At 63.7% G+C, this 21,318-nt stretch carries 21 protein-coding genes and 1 riboswitch; of the genes, 6 read left to right on the forward strand and 15 right to left on the reverse strand.

Going from position 1 to position 21,318, the window contains the following annotated elements:
* Positions 1-12: 12 nt before the first annotated feature.
* Entirely contained in the window at positions 13-1,659 is a 1,647-nt protein-coding gene (locus JFC13_RS13905) for a solute symporter family protein (RefSeq protein WP_198397673.1), read from the reverse strand.
* Positions 1,656-1,997: a DUF485 domain-containing protein gene (locus JFC13_RS13910; protein WP_198397674.1), complete on the reverse strand. Its 342-nt coding sequence runs from the start codon at positions 1,995-1,997 to the stop codon at positions 1,656-1,658. The genes JFC13_RS13905 and JFC13_RS13910 overlap by 4 nt, the downstream gene beginning before the upstream one ends.
* 111 nt (positions 1,998-2,108) lie before the next feature.
* Here JFC13_RS13910 and JFC13_RS13915 point away from each other — a divergent pair, with 111 nt between their 5' ends.
* Complete coding sequence (locus tag JFC13_RS13915; RefSeq protein WP_198397675.1) at positions 2,109-2,990, forward strand: helix-turn-helix transcriptional regulator; 882 nt, start codon at positions 2,109-2,111, stop codon at positions 2,988-2,990.
* A 45-nt stretch (positions 2,991-3,035) separates the two neighbouring features.
* On the opposite strand, the gene proC is transcribed toward JFC13_RS13915, so the two are convergent.
* The 11 genes from proC to JFC13_RS13970 form a co-directional block, all read right to left on the reverse strand.
* Positions 3,036-3,872, reverse strand: coding sequence for a pyrroline-5-carboxylate reductase (proC, locus tag JFC13_RS13920; protein WP_198397676.1), 837 nt, complete (start codon positions 3,870-3,872; stop codon positions 3,036-3,038).
* Positions 3,873-3,919: 47 nt separating this feature from the next.
* Complete coding sequence (locus JFC13_RS13925; RefSeq protein ID WP_198397677.1) at positions 3,920-4,918, reverse strand: sugar phosphate isomerase/epimerase family protein; 999 nt, start codon at positions 4,916-4,918, stop codon at positions 3,920-3,922.
* 254 nt (positions 4,919-5,172) lie between these two features.
* The gene (gene glpK, locus JFC13_RS13930) at positions 5,173-6,705 is read right to left on the reverse strand and encodes a glycerol kinase GlpK (RefSeq protein WP_198397678.1); all 1,533 of its coding nucleotides are present in this window, start codon (positions 6,703-6,705) and stop codon (positions 5,173-5,175) included.
* A gap of 83 nt (positions 6,706-6,788) precedes the next feature.
* Positions 6,789-7,511 carry an MIP/aquaporin family protein gene (locus JFC13_RS13935; protein ID WP_198397679.1) on the reverse strand — a complete coding sequence of 241 codons (723 nt, stop codon included), beginning with the start codon at positions 7,509-7,511 and terminating at the stop codon, positions 6,789-6,791.
* 37 nt (positions 7,512-7,548) lie between these two features.
* Complete coding sequence (locus tag JFC13_RS13940; RefSeq protein WP_198397680.1) at positions 7,549-9,270, reverse strand: glycerol-3-phosphate dehydrogenase/oxidase; 1,722 nt, start codon at positions 9,268-9,270, stop codon at positions 7,549-7,551.
* Positions 9,271-9,413: 143 nt separating this feature from the next.
* A complete protein-coding gene (locus tag JFC13_RS13945) occupies positions 9,414-10,379 on the reverse strand; it encodes a Ppx/GppA phosphatase family protein (RefSeq protein ID WP_198397681.1) in 966 nt (321 codons plus the stop codon).
* Positions 10,380-10,399: 20 nt separating this feature from the next.
* Entirely contained in the window at positions 10,400-11,251 is an 852-nt protein-coding gene (locus JFC13_RS13950; RefSeq protein WP_198397682.1) for an enoyl-CoA hydratase/isomerase family protein, read from the reverse strand.
* 26 nt (positions 11,252-11,277) lie between these two features.
* On the reverse strand, positions 11,278-12,399 hold the full coding sequence (locus tag JFC13_RS13955) for a bifunctional 2-methylcitrate synthase/citrate synthase (RefSeq protein WP_198397683.1): 1,122 nt from the start codon (positions 12,397-12,399) through the stop codon (positions 11,278-11,280).
* Positions 12,396-13,301, reverse strand: coding sequence for a methylisocitrate lyase (gene prpB / locus JFC13_RS13960; protein ID WP_198397684.1), 906 nt, complete (start codon positions 13,299-13,301; stop codon positions 12,396-12,398). Before prpB ends, JFC13_RS13955 begins: the two co-directional genes overlap by 4 nt.
* The gene (locus tag JFC13_RS13965) at positions 13,301-14,797 is read right to left on the reverse strand and encodes an MmgE/PrpD family protein (protein ID WP_198397685.1); all 1,497 of its coding nucleotides are present in this window, start codon (positions 14,795-14,797) and stop codon (positions 13,301-13,303) included. Before JFC13_RS13965 ends, prpB begins: the two co-directional genes overlap by 1 nt.
* A 264-nt stretch (positions 14,798-15,061) precedes the next feature.
* A complete protein-coding gene (locus JFC13_RS13970; protein WP_198397848.1) occupies positions 15,062-15,364 on the reverse strand; it encodes a putative quinol monooxygenase in 303 nt (100 codons plus the stop codon).
* Positions 15,365-15,424: 60 nt separating this feature from the next.
* Here JFC13_RS13970 and JFC13_RS13975 point away from each other — a divergent pair, with 60 nt between their 5' ends.
* Both JFC13_RS13975 and JFC13_RS13980 read left to right on the forward strand, forming a co-directional pair.
* Positions 15,425-15,964, forward strand: a complete 540-nt coding sequence (locus JFC13_RS13975; protein ID WP_198397686.1) for a DUF4916 domain-containing protein — start codon at positions 15,425-15,427, stop codon at positions 15,962-15,964.
* Positions 15,965-16,078: 114 nt separating this feature from the next.
* Complete coding sequence (locus tag JFC13_RS13980) at positions 16,079-16,987, forward strand: universal stress protein (protein WP_198397687.1); 909 nt, start codon at positions 16,079-16,081, stop codon at positions 16,985-16,987.
* A gap of 219 nt (positions 16,988-17,206) precedes the next feature.
* On the opposite strand, the gene JFC13_RS13985 is transcribed toward JFC13_RS13980, so the two are convergent.
* Both JFC13_RS13985 and JFC13_RS19425 read right to left on the reverse strand, forming a co-directional pair.
* Entirely contained in the window at positions 17,207-17,560 is a 354-nt protein-coding gene (locus tag JFC13_RS13985) for a hypothetical protein (protein ID WP_198397688.1), read from the reverse strand.
* Positions 17,544-18,062, reverse strand: coding sequence for a fibronectin type III domain-containing protein (locus tag JFC13_RS19425; RefSeq protein WP_198397689.1), 519 nt, complete (start codon positions 18,060-18,062; stop codon positions 17,544-17,546). Before JFC13_RS19425 ends, JFC13_RS13985 begins: the two co-directional genes overlap by 17 nt.
* Positions 18,063-18,175: 113 nt before the next feature.
* Positions 18,176-18,284: riboswitch (TPP riboswitch) on the forward strand.
* Between the two features lie 23 nt (positions 18,285-18,307).
* Between JFC13_RS19425 and JFC13_RS13995 the strand changes: the two genes are divergently transcribed.
* From JFC13_RS13995 to JFC13_RS14005, 3 genes are read left to right on the forward strand one after another with little or no spacing between them, the layout of a single operon-like run.
* A complete protein-coding gene (locus JFC13_RS13995) occupies positions 18,308-18,937 on the forward strand; it encodes an ECF transporter S component (protein WP_198397690.1) in 630 nt (209 codons plus the stop codon).
* Positions 18,937-20,472, forward strand: a complete 1,536-nt coding sequence (locus JFC13_RS14000) for an ABC transporter ATP-binding protein (RefSeq protein WP_198397691.1) — start codon at positions 18,937-18,939, stop codon at positions 20,470-20,472. The genes JFC13_RS13995 and JFC13_RS14000 overlap by 1 nt, the downstream gene beginning before the upstream one ends.
* Positions 20,469-21,299: an energy-coupling factor transporter transmembrane component T family protein gene (locus JFC13_RS14005; RefSeq protein ID WP_198397692.1), complete on the forward strand. Its 831-nt coding sequence runs from the start codon at positions 20,469-20,471 to the stop codon at positions 21,297-21,299. The genes JFC13_RS14000 and JFC13_RS14005 overlap by 4 nt, the downstream gene beginning before the upstream one ends.
* Positions 21,300-21,318 lie beyond the last annotated feature (19 nt).

Here is a 21,318-nt window from a genome sequence, read left to right on the forward strand (position 1 = left end):
CCTGTCTCGCACTCAGTGCTCGACAGCCTCCTCAGCGCCGAACCCGGTGTGGGCGCGAACGTCCATCTCCGCTGCCAGCTCGGGGCTCTCGACTGTCTTGTCGGTGATCGACGCGATCCAGCCGAGGAGGAAGCCGAGCGGAATCGAGATGATTCCGGGATTCGACAGTGGGAAGAGCACGAAGTCTGCACCTGGAATCATCGCGGTCTCGGAACCGGACACGACCGGCGAGAACGCGATCAGCAGGATCGCAGATCCCAGACCACCGTAGATCGACCACACCGCACCGCGGGTGGTGAAGCGCTTCCAGAACAGCGAGTAGACGATCGTCGGCAGGTTCGCACTGGCGGCAACGGCGAAGGCGAGTGCCACGAGGAATGCGATGTTCTGCCCCTGCACTCCGATGCCGCCGATGATCGCCACGGCACCGATGACGATGACCGTGCGACGTGCGATCTTGACTTCAGCGTCGGGGTCTTCGACCTTGCCCTTCTTGATGACGCTCGCATAGATATCGTGAGCGAAGGACGCGGCCGCGGTGATCGCGAGACCGGCGACCACGGCGAGGATCGTCGCGAAGGCCACGGCCGAGATGAAGCCCATGAGGAGGGGCCCGCCGAGGTGGAGAGCCAGCAGCGGTGCCGCCGAATTCACTCCGCCCGGTGCGTTCTCAATCGCATCGGCACCCACAAGTGCTGCCGCACCGTATCCGAGGATGAGGGTGAACAGGTAGAACGCACCGATGAGCCAGATAGCCCAGACGACCGAACGACGAGCCTCCTTCGCCGAAGGCACCGTGTAGAAGCGCATCAGAACGTGCGGCAGACCAGCGGTGCCGAGCACCAGGGCCAGAGCCAAGGAGATGAAGTCGAGCGGGTTCTCACCGTACTGCTGACCTGGTTCGAGGATTGCCTCACCGACGCCCGAGTTGTTGACCGCAGAGGCGAGAAGGGTCGAGAGGTTGAACCCGTTGAGGGCGAGGACCCAGATGGTCATTGCGAAGGCGCCGAGGATGAGCAGGACCGCCTTGACGATCTGGACCCAGGTAGTTCCCTTCATGCCGCCGACGAGGACGTAGATGATCATGAGCGCGCCGACGACGGCAACAACCAGTGATTGGCCGAGCTTGCCGTCGATGCCCATGAGCAGTGATACAAGCCCACCCGCGCCGGCCATCTGCGCCAGGAGGTAGAAGAAGCAGACTGCCAGCGTCGACAGCGCTGCGGCCATGCGTACAGGGCGCTGCTTGAGGCGGAAGGACAGCACGTCGGCCATCGTGAACTTGCCGGTGTTGCGCATCAGCTCTGCCACGATGAGCAGGGCGACGAGCCAGGCGACGAGGAATCCGATCGAGTACAGGAAGCCGTCGTAGCCGTTGACCGCGATGGCGCCGCAGATGCCCAAGAACGAAGCCGCAGACAGGTAGTCACCTGAGATCGCGAATCCGTTCTGCGGGCCGGTGAAGGACCTGCCGCCCGCGTAGTAGTCGGAAGCCGACTTATTGTTCTTGCTGGCCCGCAGGACGATGAACATCGTCACCGCGACGAAGGCGGCGAAGATCGTGATGTTGAGGATCGGGTTGTTCTCGACCTCGGTCACGCCTTGGGACACTTTGTCGAGACCGGAAGCGAAGAGGTCTCCTATGGCGACTGTGCTCATGGGGTGGTTCCTTCCGACTGCTGCTGGAGGCGTTCACGGATCGCCGAGGCCGGCGGATCGAGCTTCTTGTTCGCGAACGAGACGTAGAACATCGTGATCGCGAAGGTCGTCACGAACTGCAGGAGCCCGAGGATCAGCCCGAGGTTGATCTCACCGATGATCTTCGTGGACATGAAATCGTGCGCGTAGGTGCTCAGGATGACGTAGAGGAAATACCACGCCATGAATCCGATCGACAGTGGTATCACCACCGAGAACCTTTTGCGCTTAAGTGCTTTGAATTCGGGATTCTCCTCTTCAACGAGGAAATCGACCCGAGTGCTGACGGGATCGGTCATTGCTTCTCCATTCGAAACGTGCGTCGAGCATCAGTGGTCTGAATCACACAACCTTAAACTAACGGTCAGTCGGCGCTGGGGAATACCACCGAAAGTTGGTAGCTTGTTCACATGAATGCCAAAACCAGAGAATCTCGGGCGCTGAAGGCCGAGACTCGCCGACTCTTCGTCGAAGCCATCGACTCTCTGCACCGCAGCGGGACCGGTGATGTGGTCTTCGGCGGAACGGTCGACGAGGGCGAGGTCACCGTCGAGGCGGTGGCCGGAGGCGGCAAGGACCGCCTGTCATCGCTCATCGTCAGCACCGGACGCGGGCTCGGTGGACGTGCGCTCACCGAAGGCACCCCACAGCTGACGAAGGACTACGGACTCGACCCCTTCATCACTCACCACTACGACGAAGAGATCCTCGGCGAGGGGATCAAGGTGCTCATCGCCGTCCCGACGCTGCGCGGCGGTGACGTCACGGGCATGATCTACTGCGGTCATCGCACAAACTACAACTCTGCGGCGCCGCAGACGAGCGACCTGGTCAAACGGGTCAGGCAGCTGTCAGTGGATCTGGGTCGGCTCGGTCAGCCCCCACAACCCGAGGAACCGGCAGAGCCCGAGCGTCTGTACTCCGATCTCGAGTCCTCGAGCAGAGAAGCTCTGCGCCGCACCTATGCGGAACTGCGCTCAATCCGTTCAGGCGTCGATGAGAACGAGATGCGCCAGAGACTGACCGTCGTGGAGAGCCGCCTGGCAGATATCCTCTCCGGCCACAATTCGGATCTGTTCCCGAACCCGACGCGCACTGTCAGCCTCTCCCCCAGGGAAACCGACATTCTCTCGCATGTGGCATTGGGCTGGTCGAATGTCCGGATCGCCGAGGGGCTGGGACTGCGGGAGTCGACCGTGAAGTCCTATCTGAATACGGCCATGGTCAAACTTTCGGCCGGCACCCGACATGAGGCAGTGTCCATCGCACGCTCGGCCGGGGCCCTTCCCTGATTCGGACTGCCGAGCTGACCCGGGCTGCCGGGTCGGGCTTGGCTATCAGCCGTTGATGACTTCGGAGTTCTCCTTCTCCATTTCAAGGGAGCGGTCGCCTGCAGCCTGGGCAGCCGCCTCGGCGATATCGAAGAGCCCTGCGTCGATGAAGGTCTGCAGTCCGGCGAGTGTGGTGCCACCCTTGCTGCTGACCGCCTGACGCTGTGCGCTCGGGTCCGGCTTCTCGCTCAGGAGCCGGCCTGCTCCGTCCGCAGTGGCCACGACCATCTGCTTGGCCGTCTCCTCGCTCAGTCCCATCTTCACACCGGCGGCGATCATCGTCTCGGCCAGGAGGAAGAAGTAGGCCACTCCGGAGCCTGAGATTCCGGTCATGGCGGGGATCTCGGATTCGTCCAGTTCCACGACGAGTCCGGCTCCTGACAGCAGAGTCCGCAGTGTGTCCACTGTGGTCTCGTCCACCTCGGCGGAGGGGGCGAGGGCGATGACTCCGTGTCCGATGGAGCTGGGGGTGTTGGGCATGATCCGCACGATCGGGTTCTTCGGCGCCAGCGTGGCCAGATCGTCCGTGGCGACCCCGGCGGCCATCGAGACGAGGACGGTGTCCGCATCCAGGCTCGGGGCGAGCTCGCGCAGCGTGTCGGCCATCATCCACGGTTTGACTCCGAGGAAGACGAAGTCCGCCCCTGCAGCGGCCTTCTGGTTGGCCTCGGCATCGTCTTCCAACGAGACGATGGTCGCGCTCGGGAGCTCCGCAGCGAGTCGTTTCGCCGAGGCGGCCGAATTGGTCGTCGCTCGAACCTCGAGCTTCTCCTCGGCGCTCAGGATTCCCTTGATCAGTGCCGAGCCCATGTTTCCCGTGCCGATGGAGGCGATGGAGGTCAAATCAGACCTGCCTTTCTGTGGTGGTTCAGTCGGTGTGCGTGCTGTGTTCAGGAGTTCGACTGTCTCTCGCTCGTGCGCAGCTCACTGGTGCGCACATGGCTCGAGGCATTGCGGTGGCGGTCCTCGGTCTCAAGGCCGAGGTGGGTGCGAGCGAAGGCAAGGGAGTCGGCGAGCATCTGGTCCCGAGTGGACTTCTTCGTCACGAAGCGTGTGTTGACTTCGACGACGACGTCGCCGGACCAGTTGCGTTTGGCCAGGAGCTGCAGGGTTTCGGCCACTGGCATGGTGCCGGCGCCGGGGATCAGATGTTCGTCCTTGAGGGATCCGGAGCCGTCGGTGAGATGGACGTGACGGAGTTTGTCGAAGATCTCCGACACGGTCTCGACGGCGTTCATCCCGGCCGTCGAGGCATGGGAGAAGTCGAAGGTGAGGGCATCGTAGTCCTCGTCGAGGGGGTTCCAGTCGGGATAGTAGACGAGGACCTCGCGCACGCCTGCGCGCCAGGGGTACATGTTCTCCACGGCGAGGACGACTCCGGTCTCCTTCGACACCTGCCGCACACCGTCGACGAAGCCCAGCGCGTACTCCCCCTGCCACCTGAACGGCGGATGCAGGACCACAGTCTTGGCACCGACCTCCTTGGCGAGGTTCGCAGTGATGCGCAGCTTCTCCCAGTGGTCTTTGTGCAGGACGCGAGGCAGGAAGAGCAGGGTCGGTGCGTGCAGGGACATGACTTCGAGTCCGGTCTCCGCGGCCAGGCCGTTGATGAGGTCGACGTCGCGGGTCTCGGCATTGTGGGTGACCATGATCTCGACACCGTCGTAGCCGTGTTCGGCTGCTTGGGAGAAGGTCTCGGCAACGGTCATCGGCGACACCGAGGAGCTGGAGAGTCCGATCCGGATCTGGTGGTCCGAACTGTGCTGGGTCTCGTGGTCGTAGACCTGATGACTGTCGAAGTACTCACGGTGCCGTCGCGAATTGGACCGCGCGGAATTCTTTGCGGTGTAGACCTTACGTGCTGACTTCGACCGTTTCGCCCTGCTCATCTCACCCAGTTTAGTCCTCGAAGATTCCATATTCCCTCAGAAAGCATATGCCCTGAAGTCACTCAGCCGGATCAGTGGTTGATTGTCGAGTTCGCCGCACCTGCGTCGACAATGCGCTCTATGCCGAACACGGCTGGCACCGCACGGAGATCACCCACGTCTTCGACGCAGTGTCCCCGGCGGTGCCAGAGTGCATGTTCACAATCGATCGCGACTCAACCCCCACCTCGGCGAGGGTCGACCTCGACCGGAGGTCAGCCGTAGAGTTCTTCGACGTCCTCGTCGACCCAGGTCTTCGACTTCTCGACGGCCTTGTTCCACAGGCGGTAGACGCGGTCGACCTTGTCGCCGTCCATCGACGGCTGCCAGCGTTTGCCCTCACGCCAGTTGGCCTTCACATCTTCCTCGCCGTTCCAGAACTTCACGGCGATGCCGGCTGCGTATGCCGCCCCCAGGGCTGTGGTCTCGACGACCTCGGGACGGATGACGGGCACGCCGAGGAGGTCGGCCTGGAACTGCATGAGCGTTTCGTTGGCGACCATGCCGCCGTCGACCTTGAGCTCGGTGAGCGCGACACCGGAATCGAGATCCATCGCGTCGAGGACCTCGCGGGACTGGAACGCAACCGATTCGAGAGCAGCACGGGCAATGTGGCTCTTGTTGACGTAGCGGGTCAGGCCCACGATCACGCCGCGTGCATCGGATTCCCAGTGCGGGGCGAAGAGCCCGGAGAAGGCAGGCACGATGTAGCAGCCGCCGTTGTCGTCGACCTGCTTCGCCAGCGTTTCGACCTCTGGTGCATCGGAGATGATTCCGAGGTTGTCGCGCAGCCACTGCACCAGGGAACCCGTGACGGCGATGGAGCCTTCGAGAGCGTAGACCGCCTCGGCGTCGCCGATCTTGTAGGCCACCGTCGTCAGCAGGCCGTTCTTGCTGGCCACAGGTTCGTTGCCGGTGTTGATGAGCATGAAGTTTCCGGTGCCGTAGGTGTTCTTGGCCTGGCCCTTATCGAAGCATGCCTGACCGAAGGTCGCCGCCTGCTGGTCACCGAGGATGCCGCAGATCGGGGTGTCGATGATGAGGCCGTTCTTGGCGCCGTAGCCGTAGACCTCCGAACAGGACTTGATCTCCGGGAGCATCGAAACGGGAATGCCCATGTCGCCGGCGATCTCCTCGTTCCAGTCGAGGCTCTTGACGTTCATGAGCATCGTGCGCGAGGCGTTCGTGACGTCGGTGACGTGGACGCCGCCGTTGACGCCGCCGGTGAGATTCCAGAGAACCCAGGTGTCCATGGTGCCGAAGAGCAGTTCACCGGCTTCAGCGGACTCCTTGACGCCGTCGACGTTGTCGAAGATCCACTTGGCCTTCGGTCCGGCGAAGTAGGTCGCCAGGGGCAGGCCGACGCGCTCCTTGTACTTGTCGGGTCCTTCGTCGCCGGCGAGTTCGTCGCAGATCTTCTGAGTTCTGGTGTCCTGCCAGACGATCGCATTGTAGACGGGCTTGCCGGTGTTCTTGTTCCAGATGACCGTGGTCTCACGCTGATTCGTGATGCCCACGCCCTCGAGCTGGTGGCGGTTGATGTCGGCGCGGGTCAGAGCCTGACCGATCGCCTCGTTCGTGTTCCTGATGATCTCCAGGGGGTCGTGTTCGACCCAGCCGGCCCGCGGGAAGATCTGCTCGTGCTCAAGCTGGCCCGAGGACACGATCTGTCCGTCGTGGTTGAAGACGATGGCCCGCGACGAGGTGGTGCCCTGGTCGATGGCGAGGATGAACTTTTCCTGACTCATGCTGACTCCTTTGGCGAGGTGATGCTGTGGATTGCTGGTGACTCAGACGAGGGTCCGATGGGCTCAGACGGTTGCCGGGTGTCTCAGACGAAGGCCTGAGACAGGAGACCGGCAGCGACGCCGCCGACGAGGGGGCCGGCGATCGGCACCCATGAGTACGCCCAGTCCGATTTGCCCTTGTTCGGGATCGGCAGCAGGGCGTGGACGATGCGGGGTCCGAGGTCACGGGCCGGGTTGATCGCGTAGCCGGTGGGGCCACCGAGTGAGGCGCCGATGACGAGGACGAGGAGTCCGACGGCCAGCGGTCCCAGTTCGTGCGGGGTTTTTCCGAAGAGCAGGATGACGAACACGAGGACGAATGTGGCGATGACCTCTGTGACGAAGTTCCAGCCGTAGCTGCGGATCTCCGGGCCGGTCGAGAAGGTGCCGAGGATGTTGCCGGCGTCCTTCTCCTCGTCGTAGTGCTTCTTGTACACGGCCCAGGCCAGGACCGCACCGATCATGGCACCGATCATCTCGGCCGCAAGGTAGGCGATGGTGTTGCCGAAATTCACCGCGATGCCTGGCGCGTATTCTTCGGCGCCGCTGGCGAGGATGCCGAAGGTCACTGCCGGGTTGAGGTGCGCTCCGGTCTTGAAGGCGACGAAGACACCGGCGAAGACTGCCAGGCCCCAGCCGAACGAGATGAGGAGCCAGCCTCCCCCGTTGCCCTTCGTCTTACCCAGCACCACATTGGCGACGACACCGACGCCGAGCAGCATGAGCATCGCCGTTCCGCCGATCTCATAGAGGAAGATAGTACCCATATGTCACAAACTCCTATGTTTGTCCTGCTGAGCGGATTTACGGTTTCAGTGTCTCCTCGACGAGTGCCGCAGCGGACACATCGTCGTGGGTGGATTCTGCGGCGATCTGTGCGTCGACGTGAGCATTGAAGTCGGCGATCTCCTTCGCTTCCCGCTCATCGTCCCAATTCAGGATAGGCGCCACGATGGCGGCGACCGCCTCGGCGGCGCTCTTGCCTCGGTCCCTGATCTCATAGTTGAGGCGCATTCGGCGCTCGAGGATATCGCCGAGGTGGACGGCACCTTCCGAGGTCGCCGCATAGTGGGCCTCTGCGCGCAGGTAGCGCTGCGCGCCAGGGAGTGGGCGCCCGAGTTCGGGGTCCTCGTCGACGAGGTCGAGGATGTCCTCAAGCAGGGTGCCGTAGCGGCGGATGAGTCTCTTCACCCGGTCCTCGTCCCAGCCGTACTTCTCGGCGATGCCTGCCTGACCTCGTCTCACTGCACCGACGCCTTGGGCACCGAGCAGCGGGACCGATTCGGTCAGTGAGCGCCGATCCTTCGCATCGTCGCCGAGGACGAAGTCGACGGCGTCCTTGGCCATCACCCGGTAGGTCGTGAACTTTCCGCCGGCGATCGCGGCGAGTGCGGGTTCGATCTCCATCACCGTGTGCTCGCGCGATACCTTCGTCGAGGCCTGCCCCTCCTTGACCACGGGCTGAAGCAGAGGTCGGAGTCCGGAGTAGACGCCGATGACGTCGTTGCGGGTGAGCTTCTCGGTCAGGATCGCGTTCGCGTGCTTGAGCAGATAGTCGATGTCGTCGGAGTTGGCCACCGGAGAGTCGACGTCCTGATCCCACGGGGTGTCCGTGGTGCCGATGACCCAGTAGCCCTCCCACGGGATCACGAAGAGCACGGACTTCTCCGTCTTCGAGATGATGCCGGTGTCTGGGTCGGCCTTGATCTTGTCCTGGTCGACGGTGATGTGCACGCCCTTGGACGCAAGGACCTGGAGGCCTGCGTCGGCCTTGGCCAGGTCCTGCTGCTCCTCGGTCCAGACTCCCCCGGCGAGGATAGTGCGGCGGGCGTGGATGTCGAACTCGCGTCCGGTCATCTCATCGCGGGCTCGGACGCCGGAGACTCGTTCTCCGTCGTGGAGGTAGTCGATGACGGAGACATGGTTGGCCGCGGCGGCGCCGTAGCCCACAGCTGAGCGAATGAGCGTCATGACGAAGCGGGCGTCGTCGACCTTCGCATCGTAGTATTCGAGGGCACCGACAGCGGCATCATCGGCCAGGCCGGGGAAATGCGAGGTCAGGGCCTTCTTGCCCAGATGCCGATGCAGGGGCAGAGCGCGTTTGCGACCGGGGCGGGTGGCCATGGTGTCGTAGAGCAGAACGCCGGATCCGATGAATGCCCGGTCGATGAGGCGATGTTCGAAGGGGAAGACGAAGGCGACGGGCTCAACCAGGTGGGGCGCCGTGTGCTGGAGGAGGAGGTCGCGTTCCTTCAGCGCCTCGGCCACGAGCTTGAAGTCGAGCATCTCGAGGTAGCGCAGTCCGCCGTGCATGAGCTTCGAGGACCGCGAGGACGTGCCCGAGGCCCAGTCCTTGGCATCGACGACCCCGACCTTCAGTCCGCGGGTGGCGGCATCGAATGCCGAGCCGGCTCCGGTGACGCCGCCGCCGACGACGAAGACGTCGAGGGGATTGTCGGCTGTGGTGTTCTCGAGGGTGTGCAGGGCTTCATCGCGGAACGATGGGGACAGCTCGCCATTTCGCATTGACAGTTCTTTTCCTTCTCCGAGCGTGTGTGTTCCCACCATTATCACGCCCCGAACGGTGGGTTCGGGTCGTGTGCGGCAGTTAGGAAAAATCTAACAGGCAATGCGCAGAAGGGAAACATAACGACCAGAAGCGTAACCCCTCAGACCAGCTCCACCCGCATGGCCGAGGAAGTCTCCGCGGAATCGAGCAGGTCGAGTTTGCGCATGATGATCCCTTCCCGCAGTGCCCACGGGGAGATGCTCATGACGTTGACGTCGAAGATGGCGAAGGCCGCGTCGGCGACGATGGCACCCGCGAGGATCTGCCCGGCCCGAGCCTGGGAGACTCCGGGCAGCGTCGCGCGCTCTTCGGGGGTCCGGGAGGACAGTGTCTCGATGATTCCGGCGAGGTCACGGCGGAAGAGTTTGCGTGGGGCGTAGATGCCGTCGCCGCTGGGTGCCGCGCCGGCGATCCGAGCCAGCGAACGGAAGGTCTTCGATGACCCGACCACCTGATCGGCGGTGCCGACTCGGTTGATCTTGCCGGCGATGCGACCGATCTGAGACCGCGCATATTTCTGCAGGCTGTGGATGTCATCGGCACTGGGCAGAGGATCAGGGAGGAAATCGGAATAGGTGCGACCAGCACCCAAGGGCACTGACACGGCCGCTTCCGGGTATTCGTCCTGACCGGCCGCGATCTCAAGGGAGCCGCCACCAATGTCGAGCAGCAGGATCTTGCCCGCCGACCAGCCGAACCAGCGCCTGACTGCGAGGAACGTCACCCGTGCTTCGTCCTTGCCGGACATCACGTTGAGGGTTACGCCGAGTTGAGCATTGATGGCATCGATGAGCTCGGCACCGTTCGGGGCATCTCTGACCGCCGAGGTGGCGAACGCCAGGATCTGTTCCGATCCTTGGTCTTCGGCGATCTCCACCGCCTCGGCGATGAAGTTATGCAGTCGTTCCTGACCTGCGGCATCGATCATCCCGTCATCGCCGAGGTACTCGGCGAGGCGCAGGATCTCCTTGTGGGAGGTGGCAGGCAGGGGAGGGGCTCCGACGTGAGCGTCGACCACGAGGAGGTGGACGCTGTTGGACCCGATATCGAGGACTGCTAGGCGCATTCGATCAGTTTAACCACTGTTTACGGCTTTTCCGGTGCCGAGCTCGTAGGTATCGACCCCTCGGCCCAAGCCGTGCCCCGGAAGCTGAACTCGGGCGGGCGCTTCGCGAAGAACGCCTCCTGTCCGCGGGTGATCTCATCCTGGTACGCCTCGTCGAGCCACTGTGGTGGGTTGAACGCGGTGTCTGCATCCGGAGTGCCGGCGGTCTCCATGGATTCTCCGGCGAGGACTGCCTTCGAGCCGATCTGCGACAGCCGTGAGAGTCCGACGATCTTCTCCCCCATCACCTGTGCCGAATCCAACGGAGCCTCGGAGACCTCGTGGAAGAAGCCGAGCTGACGCATCTGATCGAACTTGACGATCGAGGCAGTGACCAGCAGATACCTGGCCCAGGAGTCACCGAGGACGGTGGCCAGGCGGCGGGTTGGACCCGGTGGGTAGACGAGGCCGAGCTTCGCAGCCGTGACGCCGAAGATCGAGCCGGGGGCCGCGATGCGGATGTCGCAGGCGGCCGCGATCTCGGTGCCCCCGCCCACGCAGTTGCCGGTGATGGCCGCGATCGTCGTGGTACGGGCATTGGCCACAGCCGCCTCGGCGGTCGAATTGAGCTCCCAGAAATCGGCGAGGGCGACGTTGAGGTCAGCGATATCGGACCCGGCGGAGAAGTGCCCGGCCGCGCCCGTGATCACCAGTGCCCCGATCGAGTCATCGGCGTCGATGCCGGCGATGATCTCCGGCAGGGCCCGCCACATCGGACGGGAGATGGCGTTGCGTTTTTCGGGCCGATCAATGACGAGGGTTCCGACTCCACCTGTGACGGTGAAGTCGAAACCCTCGAGATCGACCGGACGGTATGTGCCGTCAACGGTCATGTTTGTCGCCTTTCAGCTGTGGCGCTTCAGCCCCGGTTTTCGGGGACCTCGCGCTGCTCGTGACCGTCGTAGGCGCTCAGCGGACGGATCAGAGCGTTGTTGGCCTGCTGTTCCATGATGTGAGCGGTCCAGCCGGTGATGCGGGCCATGACGAAGATCGGGGTGAACTGATCGGTGTCGAAGCCCATCAGGTGGTAAGCGGGACCTGAGGGGTAGTCGAGGTTCGGGTAGATGCCCTTGCGTGAGACGAAGTCCTCTTCGAAGGCGTTGTAGAGATCGAGGAGATCGGTTGCACCCTTCGCCGCAACCATGTTCTCGAAGGCCTTGCGCATGGTCGGAACGCGCGAGTCACCGTTCTTGTAGACACGGTGTCCGAAGCCCATGATCTTGGCCTTCTTCGCCAGGGCGTCGTCGATCCACGCCGATGACTTGTCGGCGGTGCCGACCTCTTCGAGCATCGCCATGACGGCCTCATTGGCACCGCCGTGCAGGGGGCCTTTGAGGGCGCCGATGCCACCGGCGACTGCCGAGTACAGGTCGGCCGTCGTCGAGGTGATGACGCGGGTGGTGAACGTCGACGCGTTGAACGAGTGCTCCGCGTAGAGGATCATCGAGATGTCGAAGCAGCGCACGACCGCCTCGTCGGGAACCTCATCGAAGACCATCTTGAAGAAGTTCGCGGCGTAGTCGAGGTCCTCGGTCGGAGCGACCGGGTCGAGGCCATGGCGGCGACGGTGGTCGATGGCCACGATCGTCGGCAGCTGGGCGTAGAGACGCTCGGCCTTGGCCAGATTGGCCTCTTCGCCTTCGACGTCTGCGTCAGGATCGACAGCGCCGAGGTAGGACACGGCCGTCTGCACCACGTGCATCGGGTGGCAGTCCTTGGGCAGGTCGAGGATGAGCTGGATCAGCTTGTCGTCGACGGTGCGCTGTGAGCGCTCGCGGGCCTTGAATTCGTCGAGCTGAGCCTTCGTCGGCAGTTCACCGTTCCAGATCAGGTAGGCGACGTCTTCGAAGTTGCGCTGTGCAGCGAGTTCCTGCACGGGATACCCGCGGTAGGTGAGCGAGTTCGTTTCCTGGACTACCTTCGAAACGGCCGTGGTGTCGACAACGACGCCGGCGAGGCCCTTCTTGATTTCTTCGGTCACTGGTGACCCTCCTGTGAAAAGTTGAATACGGCTGCGTCAAAATCGTTGTACGCAGCGTAGTCGATCGTGTCGTAGAGGTCCGCACGGGTCTGCATGCCCTCGAGCAGGTCCACCTGGGTGCCCTGATCTCGAATGGTCTGCAGGCCCGATTTGATCGCACCCATGGCGAGACGCAGAGTTGTGACCGGGTAGATCACGACTTTGACTCCGACGTTCGCCAACTGCTCGGTCGTGAACAGTTCGCTCTTTCCGAATTCTGTCATGTTCGCCAGAATCGGAACATCCACGCTGCTGGCGAATTTCTCGAACTCGCTCAGGTCGCGCATGGCTTCGGGGAAGATCAGGTCCGCTCCGGCGTCGACGTAGGCCTTCGCGCGACCGATCGCCGCGTCGAGGCCTTCGCCTGCACGGGAGTCGGTGCGGGCACTGATGACGAAGTTCTCATCCCGACGGCCCTTGACGGCGGCGGCGATGCGTTTGCTCATCTCAGCAGCGGTGACAACCTCTTTGCCGTCGAGGTGGCCGCAGCGCTTCGGATTCACCTGATCTTCGAGGTGCATCCCCGAGATTCCTGCGTCTTCGAATTCCTGGATGGTGCGCGCCACGTTCATGGCTTCGCCCCAGCCGGTGTCGGCGTCGATGAAGGTCGGCAGGTTCGTCACCCGGGCGATGTTACGTCCGTGATCGGCCACCTCGGTGAGGGTGGTGAGTCCGATATCGGGCAGGCCCATGGCCGCGGAGAAGGCGCCACCGGAGATGTAGACACCCTCGAATCCGGTCTGCTCGATGATCTGAGCGTTGATCGGATTGATGGCGCCGGGGAACTGCACGATCTGGTCACCGGCGAGAAGTTCACGGAACTTCGCGCGGCGCTCGGCCGGCGTTGCGGTTGCCCCCAACATCAGAAGATGCCCTTCGAGCCGGTGTGCTCGAGTCCGTCGACGGTGAAGCTGAGTTCGGCAACACCCTTTGCGTCGAGGTTCTCGAGGTTCTCGGCCAGGTCGATGAAACGAGTCTGCTCGGCACCGGTGAGGATGCCCTCGGACAGGGTCTTGAACTTCTCGATGTAGTTCGCGCGGGCGAAGGGACGGGCACCGAAGGGGTGCGCGTCGGCCACGGCGATCTCGTCGACCAGGGTCGATCCGTCCTCGAATTCGATCTCAACGCGGCCGCCGAAGGCCTTCTCATTGGGGTCGGTCGAGTGGTAGCGGCGAGTCCATTCCTTGTCTTCGGTGGTCTCGATCTTGTGCCACAGCTTGACGGTCTCCGGACGTCCGGCACGCTCGGGAGCGTAGGAGTGCTCGTGGTGCCAGCCCTGATCCTCCATGGCCACGGCGAAGATGTACATGATCGAGTGGTCGAGGGTCTCGCGACTGGCCTTGGGATCCATCTTCTGCGGGTCGTTCGCGCCGGTGCCGATGACGTTGTGCGTGTGGTGCGAGGTGTGGATGACGATGCGCTTGATCTTGCTCAGATCCTCGATCTCGCCACCGAGCTTGCGCGCGAGGTCGATGAGCGCCTGGGCCTGGTACTCGGCCGAGTGCTCCTTGGTGTAGGTGTCGAGGATCGCGCGCTTGGCCTCACCTGCACCCGGCAGAGGAATGGTGTAACGAGCCTCGGGGCCCGAGAGGATCCAGGCGATGAAGCCGTCTTCACCTTCATAGATCGGGTTGGGCGCACCCTCGCCGCGCATGGCACGGTCGACGGACTCGACGGCCATCTTGCCGGCGAATGCAGGAGCGTGTGCCTTCCACGAGGAGATCTCGCCCTTGCGGGACTGACGTGTCGCGGTGGTCACGTGCAGGGCCTGCTGGATCGCCTGGAAAGTGATTTCGGTGTCGAGGCCGAGCATTGCGCCGATGCCGGCTGCTGCGGATGGGCCGAGGTGGGCAACGTGGTCGATCTTGTGCTCGTGCAGGCACATCCCCTTGACCAGGTCGACCTGGATCTCGTAGCCGGTGGCGATGCCGTTGATGAGGTCCTTGCCGCTGATGCCCTTGTGCTGGGCGACTGCAAGGACGGGTGGGATGTTGTCGCCGGGGTGTGAGTATTCGGCGGCGAGGAAGGTGTCATGGAAGTCGAGTTCACGAACTGCGACTCCGTTGGCCCAGGCAGCCCATTCCGGGGAGAAGTGCTCGCCCAGGGGCAGACCGAAGACGGTGGCTCCGGGTGAGTACGGGTGGGTCTGTGCCTGTTCACGGGCGTGCAGCGGGGCCGAACGGCGCACCGAGGCTGCGGCCACCGAGGCGTTGTCGATGACGCGGTTGATCACCATTTCGGTGACCTCTGAGTCCACCGGAGTCGGGTCTGAGGCGACCTCGGCGATCTTCCAGGCGAGTTGGTCTTCGCGAGCCAGGTTCTCTGAGCTCTTGTGCGTGCGGACTTCATGATCGATCATGGTTAACCCCTTCAAACGTCCTTGACCGTTCAGGTCTTCCAGTGGCTGACACAACTGTAGGCTACGTCACGTCACTGTCACGGTCTGGTCAGAATTTTATCTCGACATCAAGATACTTTACCCGACCGCACCGAGTTCCCACCACCCGGTCTCGCAATGCCGATCCGGCAACATTCGCTGGCACGGCCGCGGTCCGGGAGAGCCGCGCAGCCGCGATATGAGAAAGCCGCGCAGAAGTGAGGAACCATCCACGAGAAGCGAGGCTCAGTCGCGCAGGGGTGACCCTGCGATGTCGAAGCTGTAACCGCCGAATTCACCGGAGAGCATGGGGCGGGCTTCTGCGATCGAGACCTGGACTTCGGACAGCTGCAGGGACTCTCGGTGTGCATCCTCGCTCTCCCAGAGTTCGATGACGAAGACGGTGTCGGGATGATCATCACTGACTCCGACTTCATAGCTCAGGCACCCGATCCGCTTGAGGTAGTCGTTGCCACGGGTGAGGAGAGCAACCAGGGCGTCGCGCTGTCCGGGCAGTGTCCCGAGGGTGCCGACGTTCGCGAAGACCATGGTCTCAAGGACACCAGCGGGAGTGAACTGCATCACGTGCCGATGTGCCACAATTGAGCCATGACGCGCACTGCTCTGGACTTCGACGACAACTGGTTCGACGATGCCGAGTTCGCTCAGCTGCGACGGCGACTGCCCATCCCCTATGTCAATGCGATTCCTGTGCGGGTGGGCGAATCGGGAGACGTCGAGCGGATCGGCCTCCTGCTGCGCAGCCTGGACGATGGAACACTGGGCCGAGAGGTCGTCGGCGGGCGGATCCGCTTCCACGAGAGCATCCGCACAGCGCTGATGCGCCATGCAGAGAATGACCTCGGACCGATGGCACTGCCGGTCATTCCGCCTGCGATCGCACCGTTCCACATCGCCGAGTACTTCCCCACTGAAGGCTCCTCGCTCCTCCACGACCCTCGCCAGCATGCGATCTCAATGTGCTTCATCCTCGAAGTCCGAGGCGAGTGCACTCCTCGCGCGGATGCCCTGAGCCTCGATTGGCTGACGCCGGAGGAAACGCTGCGCTCTGACATCGTCGGCGAGATGTGCCACGGTCAGGAGCACATCCTCCGCTACGCACTGGCGCATATGGGCTTCGCGATCTGACAATTTTTCTACACTCAGTAGAAGTCCCTTGGTAGACTGAGTCCACGAGGACGGTTCTGATGACGGGGCCATCGTCCTCGTCCGGGTACAGTCGGCCCCCACGGGAGGTCTGCCATGACTGCTGAGAACCGCACCGCTGACCAAGCATCGATGAACCTCGGAATCCTCGTCGGTTACGACGGCTCCGAACTCGCCGCGCGCGCCCTCGAGTACGGGGCAGCCGAGGCCACTCGCCGCAGCGCCGCTCTCACCGTCGTCGCCGCTTATACCGTTCCTGCGATGATCTATCCGAACATCGCATCAATGCCGGAGGAGAACGAGGAGCAGGCCTCACTCCGAGCGGTCGAGAAACTCCTCGGTGAAGCGGCCGGACTCCTGCGAGACCACGTAGGCAAGGTCTCCTACCGCGCCGATCGGGGAGACGCGGCCGGGGTGCTGAAGGATCTGAGCGCACACGCACGGACGGTGGTGGTGGGCGCGAGAGGCCGCGGCGGATTCATGGGCCGAATTCTCGGCTCGGTTTCCACAGCGCTGCCTGCCCACTCCCACTGCCCGACCATCGTGGTCCCAGGCCACCGAACGGAGACGGATGATGCCCCGGTGCTCGTCGCCGTCGACGGCTCGGATGCCGGACGTCTGGCGATGTTCACCGCCGCCGAGGTGGCCAGCTCCCGAAGTGCCGCCCTCGACATCATCTCCGTCCTCCCAGCCGGCGAGGAATGGCTCTACTGGTACCCCGAACTGGAGCTGAGCGCCGAGGTCTCCGTTCGGAGGAAGAAGCAGCTCGAGGCAGCCCTCGAGTCCGAGGTCGCGGCAGTGGCTCAGCAGTTCCCCGATCTGCGGGTCGATGCCGAGGTGCCCATCGGAGACCCGGCCGGAGTTCTCGTCGAAGCCGCAAAGACCGCACAGCTGACCGTCCTCGGCACCCGCGGACGCGGAGCAGTCCGAAGTGCGATTCTGGGCTCCGTGTCACGTGGAGTCCTCCACCGCGCGGAGGGCCCGATCATGGTCGTCCCGAGCTGAGTGCCGGTGCGCGGGAGATCGCCGGCGTCCGCATCTGAACCCACGTTCGCATCTGCTTCCACGTCGGCTCCCGGCTCTGGAGCGTCATTTCCGGCGCGGGTGATCTCGACATCGTCGATCTTCTCGGACGCTGCCTGCAGAGCTTCGTCACTCACCCGCACTCGAGTGAAGGCTGGGGTGTCGTTGTGCACGCTCTTGGCCTCCCATTCCAACCCGCTGTTATGCGTCGCGGTCGAATAGATCGAGTGGGTGGAAACCGAGGACCTTCCACCGGGCCTCGTCGCCGCGGGCCTTGACGACTTCGTCGATGAATTCGGCGTGCGCGTCGGTGTCATGACTGTTCGAATTGATGTTGATGAACAGAACCCCGGAATCGATGAACCAGTAGTCCCCGCCGGAGGTGATGGCTCCACCTTCACCGTGGTCCGAGCTGACGTTGGGCCGGTTGAAGTGCTGCCCATAGGACTTCGACGCGACATCATGATTGCCGATCGTCGTCGCCTGCGGAACAGTTGTCGTCGCCTCAGGTGCCAAGTCCTCCTCGTACTGGCCCTGGTCATTGGCGGAGTTCACCTGATCGCCCAGAGAGTAGACCAACCGCGGATCCTGCGCTGTCCCCACCCGCTGTCCCCGTATCGAACTGCGCCACCGGTGAGACGCCGTCCTCCTCGCTTCCGACCTGGTAGACGTATTCGGTGTCCGGCTCCAGCCCGGTCATACTCGCATGGTTGTAGTGGCGTTTGAGATCAGTTGAGAGCCCGGACTTCGTCGTCGTGGCGCGCTTCGCATCGGCGGGAAGCGCCGGACCCTCAAGTTCGGAAGCCTTGGCCCAGCGGACCTCTCCCCCGCCGGAGCTCTCACTCATCCACGACAGGTTGCGCGTTCGCTCGTCGGCTCCGACTTGGAGGACGGGATCGGTGATCGCGGATGTCCGTTCCTGGCTCTTCGCGGGGGGATCGCTGCTGAGCAGCTGTTCCTGGGCATGTGCCGGAATCGGTGCCGACACGAGCGCGGCCAGCAGCGTCAGTGCGGACAGGAAACCCAGTGGTCTGATCAGATGATGTTGTGTTTTCACCCGATCATTCCTACCCGCCGGTAATGAAAGCCTCGACCCCGACGGGCGGCCGCCGAGTCAACGGCAGGTGAACTTTTCACCACGCGGTACTGCCGTGAACTGCTGTACAGTGGTCTCCACGACAGGGGAGCGCCAATAGGGGCGCTGAGAGTGCAGATGAAGCTGCAGACCCTCGAACCTGATGCGGCTAGCACCGCCGAAGGAAGTCGAGACTCTTCTACCCCTCCTTGATATGAGGAGGCACAATGCCAGAAACAGCCGCGCCTGAATCCACTTCGAAGACCGCGCGAAACCATTCCCACGCACCGGCGACGAAGCAGTGGCGGGTCGTCGACTATGTCGTCACCGCTGTGCTCGGGATCAGCGTCGGACTCATCTTCTGGGTCCTGGCCCTGAGCTGGAAGGTACTCGAACTCGGGTTCCAGGCCTTCCCTCCCTCGATCGGCCTCATCGCCGGGCTCTGGGTCCTCGCCGGGCCGTTGGCCGGGGCCATCATCCGCAAACCCGGTGCCGCCCTGCTGTGCGAGATGATCGCCGCCGTCGTCGAGGCTGTGCTGGGCTCCCACTTCGGCGCTACCGTCCTGCTGTCCGGGCTGGTCCAGGGCCTCGGCGCCGAACTCATCTTCGCAGCCTTCGGCTATCGCACGTTCACCCTGTGGGTCACGAGCCTGGCCGGCTTCCTGGCCGCCGCGTTCATGTCCGTGAGCGAGAACATCATGTACAACGCCGAATGGCAGTTCGGCTTCCAAGCCGCCTACACGGTGTGCGCCGTCATCTCCGGCGTCGTCATCTCCGGCGTCGGCGCCTGGTTCGCCTACCGCGCGATCGCGAAGACCGGGGCGCTGAGTTCCTTCGCCTCCGGTCGCCTGCGCTGATGGCCCTGCCAATCACTGCTCGCCGGTACTCTTGGCGCCACGCCGATCGCGAGCAGCCTGCGTTCGTCCCCCTCGACCTGCACATCGACGCAGGTGAGAAGGTGCTTCTTCTGGGCCCATCCGGGGCTGGCAAGACCACCCTGCTGCATGCGATCGCCGGGGTCCTCCCCGCTGAATCCGGCGAAGCCGACGGGCAGCTGCTCGTCGGAGACCTGCCACCCGACCCTCGCCGAGGTGAGACCGGGCTGGTCCTGCAAGATCCCGATTCGCAGGTGATCTTCTCCCGCGTCGGCGACGATGTCGCCTTCGGGATGGAGAACCTGGGACTGCCTGCGGAGATCATCGATGCCCGCATCTCCGCCTCGCTGCAGACGATGGGCCTCGACCTCCCTCATGACCATCCCACCGCGGCACTGTCCGGGGGTCAGAAGCAGCGGCTGGCACTGGCGGGAGTCCACGCGATGGCACCACAGGTGATCATCCTCGACGAGCCGACGGCGAATATCGATCCGGACTCGGCCGCGTCCATTCGGGATGCCGTCCTCGATACCCAGGCGGCAACCTCGGCGACGATGGTCATCGTCGAACACCGGGTCGAACTGTGGCTCGATCATGTGGACACCGTGATCGTGCTCGGCTCGGGCGGGCTGCTTGCGCAGGGCACACCGAGTTCGGTCTTCGGTGACCCCGAACTCGCCGAGGTGCTTCTCGAGAGTGGAATCTGGGTGCCGGGAACGACAGAGTCCGTGGCCGGAGACGATCGGAATGCGGTGGAGTCCGTATCGGGCGCTGCTTCGGTGTCGGCCGGCGAGGTCGTCCTCAGGACCGATCAGCTCAGCGCTGCTCGACCGCGGGTGAAGGCCCCGGCCGTCACCGGTCTCGATCTGTCCATTCGGGCTGGTGAGGCTGTGGGTATCGTCGGTGCCAACGGGGCCGGCAAGTCGACGCTGGCCCTGACCTTGGCAGGCCTCATTCCCGAGTTCGGCGGAGAAGTCAGCGCGCTGGGCTCACTGCGGTCTGGGGCCAGACATGCCCGGCCCTTCCGCTGGCCCTCAGCATTTCTGGCTCCTCGTATCGGGATGGTGTTCCAGGAGCCGGAGCATCAGTTCCTGCGCTCAAGTGTCGCCGAAGAGCTGGCTCTGGGTCCGCGTCTGTCCGGATGGTCAGCGGATCAGGTCGAGGAACGTGTCGCCGAGCTGCTGCGGGCGCTTGGCCTTGAGACCCTCGCCGAGGCGCATCCGCAGGGGCTGTCCGGAGGTGAGAAGAGGCGCCTGTCAGTGGCGGCCATGATGGCTCCCCGACCGCAGGTCCTCATCGTCGACGAGCCGACCTTCGGTCAGGACGCCCTGACCTGGGCAGGATTGGTCGAACAGTTCCTCGATGTCCTCACACGCGGATCAACGGTGGTCGCCATCAGCCACGACCATGCCTTCCTCGAAGCGATCGGGGCCAGACGCGTCGTCCTCGGCGGTGCCAAGCAGCCCACAGCGGAGAAGACCGGAGCTGGAGACATCCAGGAGGGGCGAGAGTTGTGAGTGCACCAACACCGTCACCGGTCGCAGTCCACGATCCGGGCCAGCTCATCCCCCTTGTGCGCAGGACGGCGCTGGTCAGGTGCAATCCGCTGACGAAGATCGCTGTGGCGCTCATCCTCATGGTCGGGACGCTGCTGAGCATCGACATGGTCTCAGCAGGAATCGTCCTCGGGTTCTGCCTGCTTGCGCTGCCGGCGACGGGACTCGACCTGCGGGCGGCGCTCCTGCGGTTGTGGTTCCTGCCTCTCGGTGCACTGTTGGCCGCGTGGGGCACAGCGATCTTGGCGGAGAAGACAGGTGCGGTGGTCGTCGACGTCGGTCCGATCCTGATGACAACTGATTCGCTGGGGGCTGCGGCGGCGATCTTCCTGCGAGCCCTGGCGCTGGCGATTCCGCTCATCGTGCTCGCCTCGACCATCGATCCCCGTGACTTGGCGGATGCGCTCGTCCAGCGGCTGCGGCTGCCCGAGGTGGTTGTCGTCTCGGTGCTGGCAGCCAGCAGACTGCTCGGTCTCCTCGTCAGTGAGTGGCAGACCCTGGCGATGGCCAGACGGGCCAGGGGCATTGCCGGCGGTTCGATCGTCCGGCGCACGCGCAGTCTGTTCGCCGGCATCTTCGTGCTGCTGGTGCAGTCGATCCGTCGCGGCACCACCTTGGCGATGGCGATGGAGGGCCGGGCGTTCGGTCGTCCGGGGCGGACATGGCGTCGAGAGTCGACCTTCGGCTCAAGGGATGGTGTGGCGCTGTCGGCCTCGATCGGGGTCTGCGTGCTCGCAATCGCGGCCGCTCATCTGCTGGGCACCTGGAATCCGATCGTCGGCGGCTGAGTCTGCGCCCGATCGTCGG

This window comes from Brevibacterium antiquum (assembly GCF_016107655.1).
Lineage (GTDB): Bacteria > Actinomycetota > Actinomycetes > Actinomycetales > Brevibacteriaceae > Brevibacterium > Brevibacterium antiquum.

Excerpts from the sequence above, each read along its gene's own strand:
- JFC13_RS13970 (WP_198397848.1), bottom strand. The coding sequence starts at position 15,364 with ATGGTCTTCGCGAACGTCGGCACCCTCGGGACACTGCCCGGACAGCGC.
- JFC13_RS13995 (WP_198397690.1), top strand. The coding sequence starts at position 18,308 with ATGCCAGAAACAGCCGCGCCTGAATCCACTTCGAAGACCGCGCGAAAC.
- JFC13_RS13925 (WP_198397677.1), bottom strand. The coding sequence starts at position 4,918 with ATGAGCAGGGCGAAACGGTCGAAGTCAGCACGTAAGGTCTACACCGCA.
- JFC13_RS13965 (WP_198397685.1), bottom strand. The coding sequence starts at position 14,797 with ATGATCGATCATGAAGTCCGCACGCACAAGAGCTCAGAGAACCTGGCT.
- JFC13_RS13950 (WP_198397682.1), bottom strand. The coding sequence starts at position 11,251 with ATGACCGTTGACGGCACATACCGTCCGGTCGATCTCGAGGGTTTCGAC.
- JFC13_RS13980 (WP_198397687.1), top strand. The coding sequence starts at position 16,079 with ATGACTGCTGAGAACCGCACCGCTGACCAAGCATCGATGAACCTCGGA.
- JFC13_RS13945 (WP_198397681.1), bottom strand. The coding sequence starts at position 10,379 with ATGCGCCTAGCAGTCCTCGATATCGGGTCCAACAGCGTCCACCTCCTC.
- JFC13_RS13910 (WP_198397674.1), bottom strand. The coding sequence starts at position 1,997 with ATGACCGATCCCGTCAGCACTCGGGTCGATTTCCTCGTTGAAGAGGAG.
- glpK (WP_198397678.1), bottom strand. The coding sequence starts at position 6,705 with ATGAGTCAGGAAAAGTTCATCCTCGCCATCGACCAGGGCACCACCTCG.
- JFC13_RS13940 (WP_198397680.1), bottom strand. The coding sequence starts at position 9,270 with ATGCGAAATGGCGAGCTGTCCCCATCGTTCCGCGATGAAGCCCTGCAC.
- JFC13_RS13975 (WP_198397686.1), top strand. The coding sequence starts at position 15,425 with ATGACGCGCACTGCTCTGGACTTCGACGACAACTGGTTCGACGATGCC.
- JFC13_RS13905 (WP_198397673.1), bottom strand. The coding sequence starts at position 1,659 with ATGAGCACAGTCGCCATAGGAGACCTCTTCGCTTCCGGTCTCGACAAA.
- JFC13_RS13915 (WP_198397675.1), top strand. The coding sequence starts at position 2,109 with ATGAATGCCAAAACCAGAGAATCTCGGGCGCTGAAGGCCGAGACTCGC.
- prpB (WP_198397684.1), bottom strand. The coding sequence starts at position 13,301 with ATGTTGGGGGCAACCGCAACGCCGGCCGAGCGCCGCGCGAAGTTCCGT.
- JFC13_RS14000 (WP_198397691.1), top strand. The coding sequence starts at position 18,937 with ATGGCCCTGCCAATCACTGCTCGCCGGTACTCTTGGCGCCACGCCGAT.
- JFC13_RS13935 (WP_198397679.1), bottom strand. The coding sequence starts at position 7,511 with ATGGGTACTATCTTCCTCTATGAGATCGGCGGAACGGCGATGCTCATG.